The sequence below is a fragment of the Paenibacillus odorifer genome, from assembly GCF_000758725.1.
Lineage (GTDB): Bacteria > Bacillota > Bacilli > Paenibacillales > Paenibacillaceae > Paenibacillus_AQ > Paenibacillus_AQ odorifer.
In genome coordinates this window covers 4,522,089-4,540,879 of sequence record NZ_CP009428.1, presented here as the reverse complement: position 1 = coordinate 4,540,879, position 18,791 = coordinate 4,522,089, and the positions used below count along the sequence as shown (strand labels likewise).

12 protein-coding genes are annotated in these 18,791 nt (G+C 46.0%); all 12 read left to right on the top strand.

Going from position 1 to position 18,791, the window contains the following annotated elements; all coding sequences use genetic code 11:
• Positions 1–14 precede the first annotated feature (14 nt).
• The 12 genes from PODO_RS19780 to mglC all read left to right on the top strand — a co-directional run bounded on the left by PODO_RS19780 (position 15) and on the right by mglC (position 18,589).
• On the top strand, positions 15–2,747 hold the full coding sequence (locus PODO_RS19780) for an S-layer homology domain-containing protein (protein ID WP_052097179.1): 2,733 nt from the start codon (positions 15–17) through the stop codon (positions 2,745–2,747).
• Positions 2,748–3,060: 313 nt separating this feature from the next.
• Positions 3,061–3,741: an endonuclease III gene (nth, locus tag PODO_RS19775; RefSeq protein WP_036676333.1), complete on the top strand. Its 681-nt coding sequence runs from the start codon at positions 3,061–3,063 to the stop codon at positions 3,739–3,741.
• Between the two features lie 32 nt (positions 3,742–3,773).
• A complete protein-coding gene (locus tag PODO_RS19770) occupies positions 3,774–4,040 on the top strand; it encodes a hypothetical protein (protein WP_036676334.1) in 267 nt (88 codons plus the stop codon).
• A 337-nt stretch (positions 4,041–4,377) separates the two neighbouring features.
• Positions 4,378–8,070: a dynamin family protein gene (locus PODO_RS19765; protein ID WP_052097176.1), complete on the top strand. Its 3,693-nt coding sequence runs from the start codon at positions 4,378–4,380 to the stop codon at positions 8,068–8,070.
• Between the two features lie 149 nt (positions 8,071–8,219).
• The gene (gene purT / locus PODO_RS19760) at positions 8,220–9,410 is read left to right on the top strand and encodes a formate-dependent phosphoribosylglycinamide formyltransferase (RefSeq protein WP_038572395.1); all 1,191 of its coding nucleotides are present in this window, start codon (positions 8,220–8,222) and stop codon (positions 9,408–9,410) included.
• Positions 9,400–9,864 (top strand): GNAT family N-acetyltransferase, encoded by a 465-nt coding sequence (locus tag PODO_RS19755; RefSeq protein ID WP_232061416.1) that lies wholly within the window; start codon positions 9,400–9,402, stop codon positions 9,862–9,864. The genes purT and PODO_RS19755 overlap by 11 nt, the downstream gene beginning before the upstream one ends.
• A 194-nt stretch (positions 9,865–10,058) precedes the next feature.
• Positions 10,059–11,711, top strand: a complete 1,653-nt coding sequence (locus tag PODO_RS19750; RefSeq protein ID WP_036685685.1) for a response regulator — start codon at positions 10,059–10,061, stop codon at positions 11,709–11,711.
• A gap of 2 nt (positions 11,712–11,713) precedes the next feature.
• Positions 11,714–13,543 carry a sensor histidine kinase gene (locus PODO_RS19745; RefSeq protein WP_080742537.1) on the top strand — a complete coding sequence of 610 codons (1,830 nt, stop codon included), beginning with the start codon at positions 11,714–11,716 and terminating at the stop codon, positions 13,541–13,543.
• Positions 13,540–14,562 carry a substrate-binding domain-containing protein gene (locus PODO_RS19740; RefSeq protein WP_038572394.1) on the top strand — a complete coding sequence of 341 codons (1,023 nt, stop codon included), beginning with the start codon at positions 13,540–13,542 and terminating at the stop codon, positions 14,560–14,562. The genes PODO_RS19745 and PODO_RS19740 overlap by 4 nt, the downstream gene beginning before the upstream one ends.
• A 198-nt stretch (positions 14,563–14,760) precedes the next feature.
• Positions 14,761–15,831, top strand: a complete 1,071-nt coding sequence (locus PODO_RS19735) for a galactose ABC transporter substrate-binding protein (protein ID WP_094903385.1) — start codon at positions 14,761–14,763, stop codon at positions 15,829–15,831.
• Between the two features lie 146 nt (positions 15,832–15,977).
• Positions 15,978–17,489 (top strand): sugar ABC transporter ATP-binding protein, encoded by a 1,512-nt coding sequence (locus tag PODO_RS19730; RefSeq protein ID WP_036685693.1) that lies wholly within the window; start codon positions 15,978–15,980, stop codon positions 17,487–17,489.
• 92 nt (positions 17,490–17,581) lie between these two features.
• Positions 17,582–18,589, top strand: a complete 1,008-nt coding sequence (mglC, locus tag PODO_RS19725; RefSeq protein WP_036685697.1) for a galactose/methyl galactoside ABC transporter permease MglC — start codon at positions 17,582–17,584, stop codon at positions 18,587–18,589.
• Positions 18,590–18,791: the final 202 nt, after the last annotated feature.

Here is an 18,791-nt window from a genome sequence, read left to right as displayed (position 1 = left end):
AGGGGAATAATCTATTGTCCGCGCAAAAAAGGTCAAAACGTCCATTGAAGGCTTATTCTAATAAAGCAGTGTCGGCTGTTATGGCTGGTGTTATGGTTTTTGGTGGTGCAAGTGCAGTGTTTGCAGACACAGCTGCCACTACACCGACATCAACCACTACTCAATCTGTAGGGATTTTTAGCGATGTGAAGACAGGCTTCTGGGCTGAAAAACATATTTACAAACTCGCTTCACAAGGAATTGTGGTTGGGAATAATGGATTGTTCCGTCCTGGAGATTCTGTAACTCAACAGGAAGCAGTGCTTATGGCCCTGCGGTTTATGAAGTTGCAGGATAAAGTGGATGCTTCTTCTGCGGTAGCATTGCCTACCGATTTTAAGGTTACGAATTATTACAAGGATTATGTTGTGTTGGCTTTTCAACAAGGATTACTCGATAAAGCAACCGAAATGGCTCCAGATAATCTGAAGACTTCTTGGGGAGAGCGTAAAGCATCCCGGGAATGGATTGCGGAGCTGTTAATCCGCTCCCTTGGAAAAAGCGCAGATGCAGCAGGGGCTGCTAGTGAGCCAACTGGCTTTGCAGATGATACCAAAGTGTCTGCCAACAAACGTGGTTACATCAACGTTGCCGTTGATTTAGGCCTAGCCAATGGACTTGATGGCAATCGTTTTGATCCGCAAGGCGCTGTAACACGTGCGCAATTGGCGACTTTTTTCAGTCGCGCTGAAGCTCACAATACGGTTGAATACGACAACACGGTATCAGGAACGATCAGTCAATTAGCAGATGGGAAACTATCCGTCTATAACAACGGAAAGACTTCTACATATACCCTGGGAGCAAGCACTGCTTATTACACAAGTGCTTCTGAAAGCAGAATCAATCTAAGTGATGTCCAACCCTACACTAAGGTTACTGTAATTGGTGCGACATATAACGCGGCTTATGTTGAAGTGACTGACCCTACACAACAAGTAGAGACTCTGTCAGGAAACTTCGCCATGGTAGCTCCAGGTAATAAGCTTTGGTTAAAGTCACCAACAGGGTTCACTGAATACTACTACGATGAGACTACTTCCTTTGTGGATGTAAATGGAGCTGGAATTGAACCTGCTTCGCTGGTAACAGATAGTGTAGTTTCACTGCAACGTGAAACGTACAGTGGTTCGCATAAAGTAGTGAAGGTTCAAGTGACTTCAGGGGTCGTTAACAAAACAACAACAGGCACCATTCAAAGTGTAGACCTTACTGGCAAAAGTATTACTTTCAAAAATACCGCGGGTACAGTAGAAACTTTTAAATGGGAAGATGGGACTTCATTATTCAGCTCCCAAGCATCAGTGCTGAAACCTGCAGATTTGAAGACAGGTAATGCGGTGAAATATACGATTCAAGATAATGTGATCCGCACTGTAGAAGTGACGGAAGGTGTTGAACGGACAGTTGAGGGGGTACTTACCGAGCTGACTAGTTCCACAGTTGTTTACAAAAAAGCAGACGGAAATCGTGAGGTTAAACTGCTTGGCACTAAACCGACGATTGTTATTCCGAACATGAGTGGAGCAGTAGCTGATGATCTTATTGCTGATGCAGTAGGTGGGGACAAGATTCAGGTTACCTTAAACAGTAGCGATCAAGTCACCAAAATTGAAGTGTTAAGCCGCCAAATTGAGCAGTATAGTGGAGCAACAATTGTGGATTATAATAGCAAAACACAGCTCCTTACAGTTATGGACAGCAGCAAAAAAGCCCATGTGGTTCAGTTGGATGAGAAAACAAAGCTGATTTATGAAGGTGCATTGCCTAACTTAACTAATATGGGTGCGAAACTTATCGAGAACCGCAAAGTTAATCTGAAGGCAATAGGACAGCGGGCTTTGTCTTTGGAAATTGTCACAAAGTACGAAGGAACTTTAACAGCTGTTAATTCTACGTCGAAAACTCTTGTTTTGAAGCTTAATGATGGACAAAGTTTAACGATGCCTTATCCGCAACTTGTTGATCTCTTTGGTAAGACTAGTCCTTCCCTAAGTGATATTCCTATTGGAAGCAATGTAACGGCTTCACTGACTACAGGTCAGGATCTGATAGCGGTATTGAAAGTGAAGACTGTGCTGCAAGTTGAAGCGGCAACCGTGAATTCTGGAACCAACCGTTTGGGCATCAAATGGAATGGGGGAACCAGTGATATTAATACTTTGGCAATCCCGTTGACCAATGAAGCTGGTGAGAGCATTAAGCTAACGGATTTAAAAGCGGGAGATTATCTTAATGTGACTTTTGATGGTAGCTCACCGCTGGCTATTCAAGCAGTTAAGCTCACAACAGGCCAGGTAAGTTCTGTAGATGCCGCTGGGAATAGCGTAGTCGTGAAGGATTATGCTGGAGCTGCACAGACCTTAGCGGTAAGTGGAGGAGTCAAAATCATTCGTGACGGCTCGACAACGACTGCTCTTAGCAACTTGACGGCAGGGGACAGAGTAGAGATTCGCAAGGATCCGGATGGATCTACAACGATTCGTATTATGTCTCAGCTCAGTAGAACATTCTCACGTTATGAGAGTGCAACAAACTCATTGGTGACGAAGAGACCTAATTTGAACGATAAATATCAATTCTTTGTTCCTGCTAATGTTTATATTCATCAGGGAGATTCGACTTTATCCGTGCAATCTTTGAAAGAAAATGATAATATTATAATGTATTTCAATAATGATATTTTGGTTGAAATTGTGAAACAATAGTTGCAATGGTGGATTTCTGAGTGAATCACCGTCTTGACACAGGGGGCTTTACCTGCGTCAAGACGTTTTTTTTGAAATATAAGAAAGTATAAGTATTGCTCTTATACTGTATGTCTTATATTTCTCTCTTAAACGCTTACTGTTCTTATTAGGACAATCAAGGCGTTAATACTTGAAATATAATGCCAGTATCGTATGTGTTGAAATGTATGAATCCATACGTTATAATACATACTTTGCTTATATTTCTAACATTTGAGGTGAGACGCTCGATAGAATTTTCTGAGCGTTTTTGCTCCGTGGAGGGGACACTATGAAAGCTGCAGACGTCCGCCACATTTTGGATACGATTGGAGATTTGTTTCCGGATGCACATTGCGAGCTGAATCACAGTAACGCTTTTGAATTGACAATAGCGGTGCTGCTGTCAGCCCAATGTACGGATGCAACGGTGAACAAAGTGACCGAGGACCTGTTCCAAAAGTACAAAGCCCCCATCGATTATATTTCTGTGCCGCTGGAGGAATTGGAGGGGGATATCCGGCGCATCGGCTTATATCGTAACAAAGCTAAGCATATCCAAAGCCTGTGCTCTATACTCATAGAACAGTATGGCGGAGAAGTGCCTGAGGCACATGACTTGCTTGTAACGTTGCCAGGAGTAGGTCGTAAAACCGCTAACGTAGTAGTATCCAACGCATTTGGAGTTCCTGCCATTGCTGTGGACACTCATGTGGAGCGGGTTGCTAAACGACTTGCATTGGCAGGCTGGAAAGATTCTGTGCTGGAAGTGGAGAAAAAGCTGATGAAGGCTGTGCCACGTGATGAATGGACGCTCACGCATCACCGGCTAATCTTTTTCGGACGATATCACTGTAAGGCTCAGAATCCAAAATGTCAGGTTTGTCCGCTCCTTGATGTATGTCGAGAGGGCAAAAAACGTATGAAAACGGCTGTCGTCAGGAAAGCTAAAGATCATACGCCAAAAAGTTAAAAGTTAGAGTTGAAGAAGAGGATGGGATAGAGATGAAATGCATTTCTGTATACACAGATAATTTTGAGGTATTCTCGGATATTTTTGACCGCGTAGTGGAAAGCCCGCTGGAAGAAAATGAAGAGCAAGAAGTAGAGGGCATTACGATCAGTCATTCCGGTGACGTGCCTGAGCACTATCTGGAGCGTATGTCTGTAAAACCAGAGGTTGTCGTAATGAGAGACAAATCTCGTGGATTGACTATTCTGCAGCACGGAAAAGTATTCGAAATTCTGTTGCCTGTTTTGGAAACTGCATAATTGAGAAGTGACCTGAAATGGAGTCGGCCCTTGGGGCTGGCTCCTTTTTTTATTGAATATCTTTATATTTCTACGAGAAACGACTGTTGGCTTTACAGGACGACAACGTCGCTTCTTTTTTTTTATCATTTCGTAGGAGATGATAGGTTATTTTGTAAGTAGTGTGTATTTAATTTGTGTCAAACTGGTGATAAACTGTAATTATTATTTATAAAAATGTTCCGCGCTAAAGTTCAGAAATTGCACCTATATAAGTTTTGCATAAAAAAGAGCTTAAATCAGTATTCATGAATGGATTAAGATCAGTGCATGATTAAAAGGTAACTGTGGAGGTGGAATGTCTGTGGGAGCGGAACGGGTTAGAATTCAGAGAGAGACATTAAGTGAAACAGCATCGCTGCTTTCCCAGCTGAAAGATTTAATGCGCCACTGGGGCGATGAGAGTGCTGAACGAATATATGAAGATTTACAAAATAAAGAGGGTGGGAATGAACTGACCCTTGCTTTTTGTGGGCATTTTTCGGCAGGGAAATCCAGCATGATTAATCTTTTATGCGGTAGCTCAGTGTTACCTTCCGGACCTGTGCCGACTAGTGCCAATATTGTTTCTATTCGCAGCGGGGCTCCACGAGTGCTTATCTATCCAAGGGTTGAGGGAAATGAAAATGAATCTACCCCTGTAGAGACAACACCAGAAAGATTACAGGAATATTGTCGAAATGGCGGAGAATATTCCGCTATTGAAGTCTGGAATGAGTTTCCTCTTCTAGGGAAGCATGGTGTTCTATTGGATACACCTGGCGTGGATTCGACGGATGATGGCCACCAGGCGGCCACTCGTTCCGCGCTGCATTTAGCTGATGTCGTCTTTTATGTTATGGATTATAACCATGTACAGTCAGAGAATAATTTAGCATTTGCCAAAAATCTTAGTGACTGGGGCAAACCGCTCTATCTTATTGTTAATCAGATAGACAAGCACAGAGAACAAGAAATTTCCATTGAAGAATATAAACGCCAGCTTGAAAATGCTTTTGAGCAGTGGGGGATTCATTGTGCGGGGATTCTGTTTACCTCACTCAAAATGAAAGAGCACCCATTGAATCATTGGGATAATCTGCTGAACCTTATAACAGAGCTGTTGGAGCACAGGGAACAATTGCTTCAATATAGCTTGTCACGTTCCATTCATCATACAGCAGATTCTTCGCTAACCGCGTTCCGTGAAGACCAGCAGGAGGAACGGGAAACTCTTTTAGCTGAGCTAGAGGGTGCAGAGATTACAGTTGTGATGGAAGAGCTGAAATCGCTGGAGGAAGAGAAGGCACTGCTTGAGGAGCTGCCTCAGCAATCACGAGCTAGCCTGCGAAGTGATCTTGATGCCTTACTCAATAATGCTAACTTAATGCCTGCGGATGTTAGAGAGGCGGCAGGGAGCTATGTGGAGAGTGTCAGCCCAGGCTTCCGCTTAGGTTTGTTCTCTACAGCCGGACGGCGGGAGAAGGAACAAGACAAACGACTGGATGCTTGGCAAGGATTACTGGTCCGAGAGGTTTCCGCACAGCTGGAATGGCATCTGATTCAGCTGGTACGTCAATGGGCGGAGAATCTCGGACTGTGGGCAGAGGAGGTAGAGACGACTCTGAAGCAAGGGTTCCCGGCGGTGAGCCAGGAATGGCTGGCGGCTGCAGTTAAGCCGGGAACGGGGTATAGCGGCGAGGCGCTGCTCAATTTCTGCCGCACACTTGCGGCAGATCTGAAGAGCCAATTCCGCCGCGCTGCGCTGTTAGTTGGCGATGAGCTGCTGGCGAAGCTGCCATCGCTTATCGAGGAGCAGCGCGCGGAACTCCAGCGCCGCGAACAGGCCCTTACGCGGCAGGCGAGCGCTGCCCGCGCGCTAGCCGCCCTGGACCGCGCGGCTGACGCCCGCGCGCACGAGCTAGCGGCGCTGCTGCCGCCGCGCCGGACCCTCACCCCCGGCATCCTGCCGGAGGTGAAGGTCACCCTGCGTGCGGCTGCGCAGAGCGCCGCACCGCGGGAGACCCAGCCGCGCGAACGCGCCGCGGCTGGAAGTGCCGCCGCCGCAAGCTGGGCGGCGGGAACGGCTTCGCCGGCGGGCGGACGCCGCCGGCTCTCGGCAGCCGCTGACGCGCTGGCGGCTGCGGCAGAGCTGCTGCGCCGCGAGCCAGCGATGGCATCGGCGGCGCGCAGTCTGGCCGCACGGGCGGAGGATCTCGCCGGCGGCCGCTTTACCCTTGCGCTGTTCGGTGCGTTCAGCGCAGGCAAATCTTCCTTCGCCAACGCTTTACTCGGCGAAGAAGTGCTGCCCGTGTCGCCACACCCTGCCACGGCCGCAGTTAACCGCATATTGGCGCCGGAAGGAGACTTCCGCCATGCCAGCGCGGTTGTAACGATGAAGAGCATGGCCGATTTCTGGGATGACATCTGCCATTCCTTTAGCGTGCTGCAGCTTGGAGAGCCGCAACAGGATACGTGGACAGCAGTACTTGCGAGCCTGCCAACACGGGGAATCCACCCCTCTGCGCTGCCGCATGCAGGATTTCTAAGAGCCGCAGCATCCGGTTGGGCTGAAGCGGAGCCGTTGCTAGGAACGGTGCGGACCGTTGATTTGGAAGAATATCGAAACCTAGTTGCGGAAGAGACCCGAGCTTGCTTTGTGCAGGGGATTGACCTCTATTATGCCTGTCCTTTGACGGAGAGCGGGATTGTGCTCGTAGATACACCAGGAGCAGATTCACTGCATGCACGCCACACTGGCGTAACCTTTAGTTACATGAAAAATGCGGATGCGATCTGTTTTGTGACCTATTATAACCACGCTTTTTCGAAGTCGGATCGCGGCCTCTTGGCCCAGCTGGGCCGCATTAAAGACAGCTTTGCTCTCGATAAAATGTTCTTTATTATTAATGCCTCCGATCTCGCTTCAAGCGAAGAAGAACTAGATGAGGTTAAAGCACATGTCGTTCAAAATCTGCGTGCCGGAGGTTTGCGGTCTCCGAGAATCTATGCTTTGTCCAGCTTGCTTGCTCTAGAAGCTAAAACTCAACATAATCACGATCTTTATGGAACCTCCCGCTTCAATGAATTTGAGCAAGCATTATCCAGCTTTGCTGGTGATGAGCTTCCTCAGCTTTCACTTAACGCAGCTGCTGAGAGTATCGCATCGGTTCGGCGCCGGGCTGAGGAATGGCAGAATCTGGCTTCCAAGGCGGCGGGCGAGCGTGAAGCCGGGTTAAAAGAACTGCAGGAACGGCGTCAGTTCGCCATGAAGCGGTTGTCTCTTTTGGAGACTGAGGAACGTCCTAGCAGAGATCTTATTCACGAAAGTGAAGAACTGATCTATCATGTGTGCCAGCGGATTAGCTTCTCCTTCAATAGAAATTTTCAGGAATCTTTTCATCCCTCCTTACTGCGTGAGGATGCAGGGAATTTAAAAGCCATTTTCTCTGCCTGTAGTGCCGAACTAATGCGTACTACTCAGCGCGAGCTTGAGCAAGAGCTATGGGCAACAACGCTGCGGCTAGAGAGCACGGGACGCAGGCTTGTTCATGAAGCTGCTGAAGCGGCAGCTACAGAGCTACTCTTTTCCACGGAGGAATTTCATCTTATGGAGAATGAGGAGCAGGCTTGGCCATCTCCTAAGGATCTGGAATGCCAGCTTCAGCCTGTGCAGTGGTCCGCTTTATGGGGCCATTTCAAATCCCCGCGTTATTTCTTTGAGGGAACTGGGCGGGAATTGGTCAAAGGTGCGGCAGAGCCGCTTTTGAAAGAAGCGGTTAATCTTGCAGCGGCAGTGCAGAAGGGAAAATTAATTGCTCATTACGTCGAGAATATCAGCAGAGAATTAAAATCTGCTGCCGAAAGCCTGCAAGAAGGGCTTGCGGAGCAAGAGAAAGCGATGTTAGATCTCCTTAAAGGGGGTGAGACTGCAGATCATTGGGGCCAAATAAGCCACCAATTATCACGTCTAGAACAAACTTTCGTTGATAAAGTCGACAAAGTTCTGTGAAGTTTGTAGGAAAATGTCGAAGAACACTTGCAATCTGGCGTATGATGGATGAAAATAAAGAAGCCTGAAAATATACAATGAAACTGTTACGTTTTCTGAAATTCATAAAAACGAGACAGTCAATTTGCCGAAAGAGGTTGGAATCGACAATGTGGGGAGCTCCTTTTTCAGCTCAAAGCCGCAAGCTGTTGCTGCTGGGCAGCGGGGAACTGGGTAAGGAAGTCATAATTGAAGCTCAACGCCTTGGCGTAGAGACCGTAGCTGTAGACCGTTATACCGATGCACCGGCGATGGGTGTAGCTCATCGTTCACATGTAATTGATATGCTGGATGCAGAGGCGCTGAAAGCGCTGATTCGCTCTGAGAAACCGGATGTCATTGTTCCGGAGATTGAGGCAATTGCCACTCATGCTCTTCAAGAGCTTGAAGAAGAAGGCTTTTTCGTTGTTCCGACGGCGCGGGCGGCTCGGCTGACCATGGACAGAGAAGGGATTCGTCGTCTTGCGGCTGAAGACCTTGGACTGCCAACCGCTGATTACCGTTTTGCGGATAGTCTGGAAGAGCTGCAACAAGCTATAGCCGAGCTAGGCACTCCTTGTGTCATTAAGCCGATTATGAGTTCTTCTGGCAAGGGTCAGAGCGTATGCAAAAGCCCTGAGGATGCAGAAAACTGCTGGAACACTGCTTTGGATGGAGCGAGAGCTAAAGGAACGCGAGTTATCGTGGAGGCTTTTGTTACTTTTGAGAGCGAGATTACTCTTTTGACGGTGCGTTCTGTATCTGGAACGGTATTTTGTCCACCTATTGGACATATTCAGAAGGATGGAGATTACGTGGAATCCTGGCAGCCTCACTTTATGAAGCCAGAGCTGCTTGAAGAAGCGCAATCTATTGCAAAAGCAGTAACGGATCAGCTCGGAGGTTTCGGTATTTTTGGAGTGGAACTTTTTTTGACAGATCGAGGCGTATTGTTCAGTGAAGTGTCACCTAGACCCCATGATACGGGGATGGTCACGATGGCGACGCAGGATTTATCTCAATTTGCAGTGCATGTCAGAGCTATTCTTGGTTTTCCTGTCCAGTCAATACAATTGCTGACACCTGGTGCCTCAGCTACGCTGAAGGCTGATGGAGAAGGACGAGCCTTTGCTGTGACCGGAATTGGAGGAGCTTTGGAACTGCCCAGGACTCAGGTTCGCGTATTTGGTAAACCGGAAGTTCGTCCTGGTCGGCGGATGGCAGTAGCGTTAAGTGCGGCGGAAGATGTGGAAATCGCGCGGACGATAGCCAAGCAGGCGGCGTCTATGCTAAAAGTGGAGGTATATGAGGATGAACAGTAGTACCATGGCACCTGTACTGGAAATTCGCAAATGCGGCTTGAATGATCTGGAGAGAGTTACAGCGCTTCTGCGGGAATTCGGCTATCCAACAACGCTAAGCGTGATGAAAGAGAGACTGGAAAGCATGGAGAACAGCAATCTCCAATGCACACTTGTAGCAGAGCTGAATAATGAAGTTGTGGGTATGATCGGCCTTAGACAGGTAAGCTCGTATTACAAACAGACAGATTGTATCACAGAGATTACTGCACTTATCGTATCAGAAGAACTCAGAGGAAACGGACTCGGTAAAAGACTTGTGGCCGCAGCAGAAGAATGGGCACGTGAGCAAGGTTGCTGTCAGCTTTTCCTCAGAAGTGGCAACCGCGTAGAACGCGCACCGGCACATGCTTTTTATCGTCATATCGGTTTCGAAAAGACAGCAGGCTATCGCTTTAACAAAGCGTTGCTATAATACTTATAGGTTACCGATCATCCCCATCCCAGCTACGGCGGGATGGTTTTTTTTTGCTCTGGAACTCTTTTTTTATATGTATTTAATATATTAATACCTAAAACTATTTAAATAACTTAACCATAGATGGATTGGTTTGAATCATATACAATAAAATTTATGACATCTAAAACGTTTCCAAAGAGGGATGAGACATGTATAAGCTAGTTCTTGCTGAAGATGAAGAAGACGTTAGGGAAGGCGTTATCGGGCAGATTGACTGGGAGCGTTACGGATTTGAGATTGTTGAGCAGGCGGAGAATGGACGGGAAGCTGCGGATGCCATAGACCGTTTGCTGCCGGATGTGGTAGTTACCGATATCCAAATGCCTTTTATGAATGGACTTCAGCTGGCTGAATGGATTCGTAGTCATCATCCTAACACTAAGATTATCATTTTGACTGGGTATGATGAATTTGAATATGCTCAGAAGGCGATAAAATTGCAAATTGATGAGTATATTTTGAAACCGTTCTCTTCGCAGGAATTAATTGAAGTATTGCTTAAGGTTAGAGCCACTATCGAGGCTGAAATTGCAGAAAAAGAAAATGTATTTGTACTCAGTGAGCATTACCGGAAAAGTCTGCCTGTGTTAAGGGAGCAATTTTTATCGTCCCTTATTTCGCGTAGATTGCGTACGGATGAAATTGCTGAGAAAAGCTCTGAATATGGCATAAAATTAACGGGACGGTGGTTTCAGGCTTCGGTAATTAGTGTGGATTATATTCGTCCTGAGCGGGAATCGGCTGGGGGTGCAGCAGGCAGGCAAATTTCTTTACGAGACACTGGTGAAAAGAATTTACAGCTATTCGCTGTGCTGAATATTGCTGAAGAAATATGCTCGAAGCATGGTTTTGGAAGGGTGTTTATTCATCGTGATGAGGTCGTATTGCTCACAATCCATGAAGAAGGGGAAGAAACTGATATCACTGGAAAGACTTTTGAGCTTCTTGAAGAAATCCGCCAGAACGTACAGCGTTTTCTGAAGCTGACGGTAACGGCAGGCTCCGGAACGGTCTGTTCATCGCCTGCTTTGTTATTTAATTCATTTGGGGATGCCATGCAGGCATTAGATTATCGGCTTATTCTCGGCAATAACCGGGTGATCTGGATTGAGGACGTTGAGTCACGTTCCAGCACACTGCTAACCTATGATGAACTAACCCAGCAATCCTTAATCCGGACGATTAAACTAGGTACGGTGCAAGAACTTAAAGAGGTTGTTGAGGAGTTATTTGCTGGTCTTGACGCAGAGCAGGTGTCTACACAGGATTATCAGATTTTTTTGCTGGAGATTTTTACATCTATCCTGCGAGTGGCTAAAGAATCCGGCAGTGAGGCTGCAAAGTATATTGGTTCTGGCATTTCGTCGCTAACTGCCATTAATAAATTTAATAGTATGGCCGAAGCCAAGCAATGGATTATTGCAGTCTGTAGCGGTTTAATGGATACGATTGCATTAGAACGTCAATCTTCCTATAAGCTGCTTATTGATGAAGCTAAAGAATATATACGCAGCCACTATGTTGAATCTGATATTTCCATCGGCAAGGTTTGTCAGCATTTACATATAAGTACCGGTTATTTTAGCAGTATTTTTAAGAAGGAAATGAAAATGACGTTCGTTAGTTATCTTTTGCAAATTAGGTTAGAAGCAGCCAAGGAACTTTTGCGGTCCACGGAGCTGAAAGCTTTTGAAATCGCAGAAAAAATAGGTTTTGCCGATCCTAACTATTTCAGCTTTTGTTTCCGCAAAAAATATGGCCAATCTCCTAAAGAGTATAAAAACAGCTCCAGAGGAGGGTAAAGATGCTGAAGGATAAACCTTATTCCTTTCATCTAAGACCGCAGCATCCCAAAGGCGGAAAACGTCGGTTGTCCTCCAAGCTCCGAAGCATTCAAGTTACGATTACACTCACTTTTACATCTGTTGCCGTGCTGGTAGCTGTCGTTGTCAGCCTTATGCTGTACAACAAGTTTGCCAAGACCGCAGAAGAGAATGCCAATATGAATATGCAGCAGATCATTGAGCAAGTGAATTACAATCTGGGTCTTTATGTTAAGGGAATGCGCAATATTTTTGAGACAGCGGAGGAGCAGATTACGAATAGCCCTTCCGTGGATTCCGCTTTATTGACGGAAAGAATGGCTATGTTAATGGGGAGCAGAGAGGATCTGGTCTCGGCGGCTGTTTTTACACCACAGGGGAAATATGTCGTGGGTACACCCGGTCAGAAGCTGCGCAGCAACACACAGCTGGAGACTCAGAGCTGGTTTACGACGGCGCAAAGAACATCAGAGCTCTCCTATTCCGCACCTCATATTCAGAATTTATTCAAAGGTCAATATATCTGGGTCGTGTCTATCAGCAAATTAATTCAATATAAGGAGAACGGAGTCTTAAAAACCGGCATCCTGCTGATGGATTTTAACTTTCGAACCATTGATGAGCTGAGCAAGCAGGTTAAGCTTGGCAAAAGAGGATACGCTTACATCCTCGATCAGCTAGGAAATATTGTGTACCATCCCCAGCAGCAGCTGATTTACGCTGGTTTAAAATATGAGAATGTGGAGCCAGTACTGGAATATGCTTTTCGTAGCTATTTGGATGAGTCTACGGGTGAAAAACGTTTTATCACCGTAAGGACACTGGAACAGACAGGCTGGAAGATCGTGGGCGTGGCTTATTACGATGAGATTGTAACCACCAAACGTGATCTAAACACTTTTTTATCCTGGTTTTTAGCGGTAGTCATTTTATGCGTAATTATTGTATCCGTCTTTTTGTCTGCACGTATTGCCCGCCCTATCCGCAAGCTGGAACGGACGCTTCAGCAGGTGGGCGAAGGGGATCTCAACACTCGAATAGATGTCAGCGGGGCGTATGAGGTGGAACAGCTGTCCAAACGGTTTAACCTTATGCTGCAACGTATCCGCCAACTGATGGATCAGATTATTTATGAACAGGAAACCAAACGTAAAGGTGAGCTTGAAGTGCTGCAATCCCAGATCAATCCGCACTTTCTGTACAATACCCTGAATTCTGTGATCCGGCTCGCTGAACGCGGCAAGACTGAGGAGGTAGTCACGATGATTCAGTCCTTATCGAAGTTTTTCCGGATTAGCCTTAGTAAAGGGAATAATATGATTACCGTGCAGGAAGAGCTTGATCATGTTCGTCATTACCTTGTGATTCAGAGCTTTCGGTTCAAAAATAAGTTCCGCTACGAGATCGAGGCTCAGGATGAAGTGCTGCAGTGTCAGACTATTAAGCTAATTTTACAACCTATTGTGGAGAATGCCCTGTATCACGGGATTGAAATGATGCCTGATGAAGGTTTTATTTCGATCCAAGCGGAGCTGAAGGATGATCTTGTCATCATCCGCATTCGTGATAATGGACTGGGTATGTCCGAGGAGACTATGAAGGTTCTTTTAACTGGCGGCAGTAAGAGTATGCATGGCTCCGGGGTAGGCGTTAGAAATGTTAACGAGCGTATTGAGCTGTATTATGGGCGTGATTATGGTCTTTCTTTTGAAAGTGAAATTGAAGAAGGCACTACGGTTACTCTTATCTTCCCGGCACTCGCAGCAGGCGAGGGCAATCCTGGACATGAGGAGGATGAGACATCGGTATGAAAATCGTTCGTTTTTGGCTAACCCTGCTGGTATGTGTGGTGTTATGGACCACGATCACGTCTTGTTTTAATTCGGCACCTAATTATATCAATACGAACAAAACCCGCAATATTCATCTTATTGTGAAAATGAACAAAGGCGACTATTGGAATACAGTTAGATTGGGTGCAGAAGCCGCGGCACAGGAATTTAATGTGAAATTAACGTTCAAAGCTCCGAATGCGGAGAGTGATATTGCGGAACAGGTCAGAATGGTTGAAGACTCCATTAAAGAGAAGGCGGACGTAATTATTTTAGCTGCCAGTAGCTACATGGGACTTGCACAAGTAGTCGATCGGGCGGCATATTCCAAGATTCCCGTATTGTCTGTGGATGCAGAAGTCGGTTCGGCCAGAGTAAGAGCCTATGTGGGTTCAAACGGCTATGAAGCGGGACAAAAGTCTGCAGAAAGACTCATTCAGCTGCTAAATGGATACGGGGAGGTCGGCATCATTAACTTCACAAATTCATCTTTGGGGGCGGAGCAGGAGTCTTCAAACGGCATTGAATATGGTGCAAGAGATGCAGAGGAACGGGAAAAGGGATTTTTAAATTACGCTGCCCGATATCCGAACATACAGGTAGTAGAGATTTCTTATACCACTTCGAGTATTAGTGATGCTGAAGAGCTGACACGGTTAATGCTGCTGAAACATCCAAATCTTCGCGGGATCGCCAGCTTGAATGAGACAGCTTCACAAGGGGCGGCAAAAGCTATCCAGAGCCGAGGGCTGCATAATATTAAAATGGTTGCGTTCGACAGCTCCCCGTCAATGATGGAGTTGCTGCAGGAGGGGACGGTTCAAGCGACCGTAATCCAAAATCCTTTTAGTAACGGGTATTTAGCCGTAAAACATGCCGTTGAGGTAATCGAAGGAATGGATGTTCCTGAACGTGTCGATACGGGCACTAAACTCATTGATTTGGACAATATGCTGTGGCCTGAGAATCAAAAATTGTTATTTCCCTTCGTCAGATAGTGGACGGGTTATTTTTGAAAAGACGAATGCCATCCTTAAAATGGGAGGTATTCGTTTTTTGGGTTCAGTAGAATTTTTATAAAAGTGAGTAGGATTTTATATTCGAAACCGTTTTCACCTAAGGCATAATATGGATGTGCCCGAGAGAATTCGGGGTTAAACCAAAAAAAAGAAGTATAAACAGGAGGTCAATGAATAATGAAAAAAATCACTTCCGTTCTTTTAGCAAGCGCAATACTGGGTGCCGCTCTGGCAGGCTGTGGCAATAGCAACAATAATGCAGACAGTGGTAAAGCTACCAATGCTCCAAAAACTGAAAATGCGGGTTCTTCCACTGAAACGCCAAAAGTAGGGGTAGCCATTTACAAATTTGACGATACCTTCATGACGGGTGTTCGTAACGCAATCGACACTGCTGCCAAAGGCATTGCTACTGTAGATATCGTAGATAGCCAAAATTCTCAACCCACACAAAATGACAAAGTTGACTTGTTCATCACCAAAAAATATAAAGGCATGCTGATCAATCCGGTTGACCGTACTGCGGCTGGCGTTATTATCGAAAAAGCAAAAGCGGCAAATATTCCGGTGGTCTTCCTGAACCGCGAGCCGCTGCCAGAAGATATGAAGAAATGGGATAAGGTTTATTATGTAGGCGCTAAAGCGGAAGAATCCGGAACTATGTCCGGTCAACTGATCGTGGACTACTGGAAGGCACATCCTGAAGCGGATAAAAACGGCGACGGTGTCCTCCAATACGTAATGCTAAAAGGCGAACCGGGGCACCAAGACGCTGAGCTTCGTACTACGTACTCCATCCAAGCAATTGAAGATGCCGGCATCAAGGTAGAAAAGCTGGCTGAAGATACTGCGATGTGGGACCGCGTAAAAGGGCAAGAAAAAATGGCAGCCTTCCTTGGCTCCCATGGCGACAAAATTGAAGCTGTGCTTGCGAACAACGACGATATGGCTCTCGGTGCAATCGAAGCTCTGAAAGCTTCAGGTTACTTCACGGGTGATAAATTTATGCCGGTAGTAGGTGTAGATGCTACTGCTCCTGCGATTCAAGCGCTGCAAGATGGAACGATGCTTGGTACCGTGCTGAATGATGCGAACAACCAAGGTAAAGCTGCGATCACAGTTGCTGCTCTGCTTGCTAAAGGAGAAACACCTACAAAAGATAACGTAGGCTTTGATATCACAGACAACCAATACGTGTGGATTTCCTATAAAAAGATCACCAAAGATAATATCGATGACGCCAAATAATAACGCTCTAATCTAGATGGAATTCATGATCATATAGCAGCAACGGGGAGCGGATATTCGCTCCTCGGATTTCTTTCAGGCAGGGAACAGGATGAAACCGCTGTGCCTCTCATGAAAAAAGAAAAAAGCGTAGGGGGCGTAACAACATGGAAAAAGCTGAGTTTTTGCTAGAAATGAATGACATTACTAAAGAATTCCCCGGCGTCAAAGCGCTGGATGCAGTTAGTTTAAAGGTCAGACCAGGTTCGGTGCATGCCCTTATGGGCGAGAATGGTGCGGGTAAGTCCACTTTAATGAAATGTCTCTTTGGTATTTATTCACCGGATGCCGGTGAGATTTTTTTGGAGGGTGAGAAGACCTCTATCGGAAGCTCAAATGACGCTTTGAAAAATGGGATATCCATGATTCACCAGGAGCTGCATCCCGTGCCGTTCCGAAGTGTGATGGAGAATATCTGGTTAGGACGTTTCCCAACCAAAGGGATTGGACCTTTTCAGTTTATTGACCATAAGAAAATGTACACTGACACGGAGAATTTGTTTAAAGATCTGGATATCGATCTGAATCCCGAGACATTAGTGGGTAAGCTGTCTGTATCCAAAATCCAATCCATTGAAATTGCGAAGGCTGTCTCTTTTCACTCCCGCGTTATTGTAATGGATGAACCTACTTCCTCCCTGACCAGTGTGGAGGTGGAGCATTTATTTCGGATCATACGGGATCTTAGGAGTAGAGGCGTAGCTATTATTTATATATCTCACAAAATGGAAGAGATTCTCGAAATTTCTGACGAGGTTACCATTATGCGGGACGGTAAAAAAATCGGAACCTGGCCAGCGGCGGAATTGACTACAGATCTTATCATTTCCAAAATGGTCGGCCGCGACTTGACCAATCGATTCCCAGAACGCTTTAACGTGCCTGGCGAAGTATATATGAAGGTGGAAGGATTAACCTCCCCTGAGGAAAGATCGTTTAAAGATGTTTCTTTTGAATTAAGACGAGGTGAGGTTTTAGGGATTGGTGGTCTGGTAGGCGCTCAGAGAACAGAGGTTATTGAAGCATTATTCGGCCTGAGGGCTATCAAATCGGGGACGATTTCTATCGATGGTAAGCGCATTCATATCCAATCTCCCAAGGATGCTAAGAAACACGGAATGGCCTTGCTTACCGAGGAACGGCGTGTCACCGGTATTTTTCCAGTTTTGTCTGTTCATGAGAATGGCGCAATCGCTAACCTGCACCGATACCAGAAACTACTACTTTTACTAGATGGAAAAAAGAAAAAAGAAGAAGTCGATAAAATGATTGAAAAATTACGGACCAAAACTCCAACAACCAAAACGCTGATCATGAATCTTTCTGGTGGTAATCAGCAAAAGGTGCTGCTCGCCAGATGGCTTCTAACCGAGCCCGAAATCCTGCTTCTGGACGAGCCGACTCGCGGTATCGACGTAGGGGCTAAATTCGAGATTTATTCGATTATTGCCGACTTGGCGCAGCAAGGGAAAAGCATCATTATGATCTCCTCAGAAATGCCGGAGCTGCTCGGAATGTCTGACCGTGTAATGGTCATGTCGGAAGGTAGGCTTACCGGAATACTAGAAGGCGGGCAAGCTACGGAAACCGAAGTTATGCGGCTCGCTGCACAGCATTAGGATAGGATTTCAATGATAGTTTTGCTGGGCGAAACTAGATTGGTTTACGAAGAGAATTACTCTTCGCGTAACTTTAAGGAGGAACACTACTAATGAACGCTAAAAGAGCCCAATCTTTTATTACTCAAAATGCCATTTATATTGTCTTGGTAATTCTGATTATGGGTATTGCCTTATATGAGCCGGCCTTTATCTCTGTAAATACTTTACGGGACATTCTTATTCAATCGTCAACACGGATTATCATCGCGCTTGGTGTTGCCTTCATCCTTATCACAGCTGGGACGGACTTGTCTGCTGGACGTGTGGTTGGTTTTACGGCGGTAATCTCTGCTTCGATGCTGCAAATTCCGGATTATTCCCGGCGGTTTTTTCCTGATCTGCCGCAGGTGCAAGTGTGGCTTCCGATCCTTATAGCTATCATCGCTGGTCTTCTCTGCGGACTCGTCAATGGTATTGTCGTCTCCAAGCTGAACGTCCCGCCGTTTATCGCAACACTGGGTACGATGGTTATCGTCTACGGCTTGAATTCCTTGTACTTTGACATGGATCCGAACCAATCGCAGCCGATTGGCGGTCTGCGTCCAGATTTCACTACAATCGGTTCCGGGTTTATTGGCAAGGGGCAATATTCAATCCCGTATATTGTGCTGATAGCCTTGGGTGTCGCCGCCATCGTATGGGTGGTGTTCAATAAAACCAAGCTGGGTAAGAACATGTACGCTATCGGCGGTAACATACAGGCAGCTAAAGTATCTGGCATCGATGTTTCCAAGAACTTGATCTACATCTATGCGATTGCTGGAGCCCTTTATGGTCTGGCGGGTGTGCTAGAGGCTGCAAGAACAGGTGGCGCAACCAATAACTACGGGAACATGTATGAGCTTGATGCGATTGCTGCTTGTGTAGTGGGCGGGGTGTCTACAACCGGTGGTATCGGAACGGTGCCAGGTGTCCTGGTCGGTGTTATTATCTTTACCTTAATCAACTACGGCCTGACCTTCATTGGCATCAGCCCTTACTATCAGTTGATTATCAAAGGTCTGATCATCATCGCCGCCGTCGCGTTTGATATGCGGAAGTATTCTTCGAAGAAATAGTTGCGTGTTGGATGTATGGTGATCATAGCGTTTGCTATTTATGGCAAACGCTTTTTGGTTTGTCCATTTTGTTTGCTGAGATTAAGCAATTCATAAGAAACAATTCATAAGATGCAATTCATATGAACCAATTTAAAGTACCAATTCATAAGATGCAATTTAAAAGTACCGATTCATAAAAAGCAATTCACAAGTACCAATT